The sequence below is a fragment of the Tsukamurella soli genome (assembly GCF_039541155.1).
In the GTDB taxonomy this organism is placed as follows: domain Bacteria; phylum Actinomycetota; class Actinomycetes; order Mycobacteriales; family Mycobacteriaceae; genus Tsukamurella; species Tsukamurella soli.
On record NZ_BAABFR010000237.1, the window covers coordinates 1 to 1,362 of the forward strand.

The following is a 1,362-nucleotide window of genomic DNA, read 5'->3' on the forward strand; positions in this document are numbered from 1 at the left end:
GAGTGGTCGATGGCGTCCCGTAGTCATGTGGCGCATATGCGGGAGGGCGACTTCTACCACGGGGAGAAGTCGATCACCCTCGACAAGGACCGCGACGTCCGGATGGAGCTGGTCACCACCAGCGGTAGGACGATCGTGCTCAAGCCCAGTGTCAAGGTCGGCAAGGGCGATGTCATGGACAGCATGTTCATGAGCAAGAAGGCGTTGCTGGAGTTCTATGAGGAGCAGATGGAGGACGCCCGCAAGACCGGTGTGATGTTCTCGCTGCATGTGAAGGCGACGATGATGAAGGTCTCGCACCCGATCGTGTTCGGTCACGCGGTGCGGATCTTCTACAAGGACGCGTTCGCCAAGCACCAGGAGCTGTTCGACGAGCTCGGTGTGAACGTCAACAACGGCCTCGGTGATCTGTACGACAAGATCGCAACGCTGCCGGCGTCCAAGCACGAGGAGATCGTCAACGATCTGCACGCCTGTCATGAGCACCGCCCGGAGCTGGCGATGGTCGATTCGGCTCGGGGGATCTCGAACTTCCATTCGCCCAGCGATGTGATCGTGGATGCGTCGATGCCGGCGATGATCCGTGCGGGCGGGAAGATGTACGGCGCGGATGGTCGGCCGAAGGACACGAAGGCGGTGATGCCGGAGTCGACGTTCGCGCGGATCTATCAGGAGATCATCAACTTCTGTAAGACCAATGGGGCGTTCGATCCGACCACGATGGGGACGGTGCCGAATGTGGGTCTGATGGCGCAGAAGGCCGAGGAGTACGGCTCGCATGACAAGACGTTCGAGATCCCGGAGGCGGGGGAGGCGAACTTCGTCGACAACGAGACCGGTGAGGTGCTGCTGTCGCAGACGGTCGAGGAGGGCGATATCTGGCGTATGTGCAACGTCAAGGACGCGCCGATCCGCGACTGGGTGAAGTTGGCGGTGGACCGGGCGCGGAACTCGGGGATGCCGGTCGTGTTCTGGCTCGACCCGTACCGGCCGCACGAGAACGAGCTGATCACCAAGGTCAACGCGTTGCTCGCCGAGCAGGACACCGAGGGTCTGGACATCCACGTCATGTCGCAGGTGCGGGCGATGCGCTACACCTTGGAGCGGTTGGTGCGGGGGTTGGACACGATCTCGGCGACGGGCAACATCCTGCGGGACTATCTGACGGACCTGTTCCCGATCCTGGAGCTGGGTACCAGCGCGAAGATGTTGTCGATCGTTCCGCTGATGGCGGGTGGCGGTATGTATGAGACGGGTGCGGGCGGTTCGGCGCCGAAGCATGTCAAGCAGCTGTTGGAGGAGAACCACCTGCGGTGGGACTCGTTGGGTGAGTTCCTGGCGCTGGCGGTGAGCCTCGAGGAC

General features: G+C 62.3%; 1 protein-coding gene. It reads left to right on the forward strand.

Going from position 1 to position 1,362, the window contains the following annotated elements; all coding sequences use genetic code 11:
* The coding region (locus ABD908_RS27330; RefSeq protein WP_345002050.1) for an NADP-dependent isocitrate dehydrogenase at nt 1-1,362 on the forward strand (1,362 nt) is incomplete at both ends.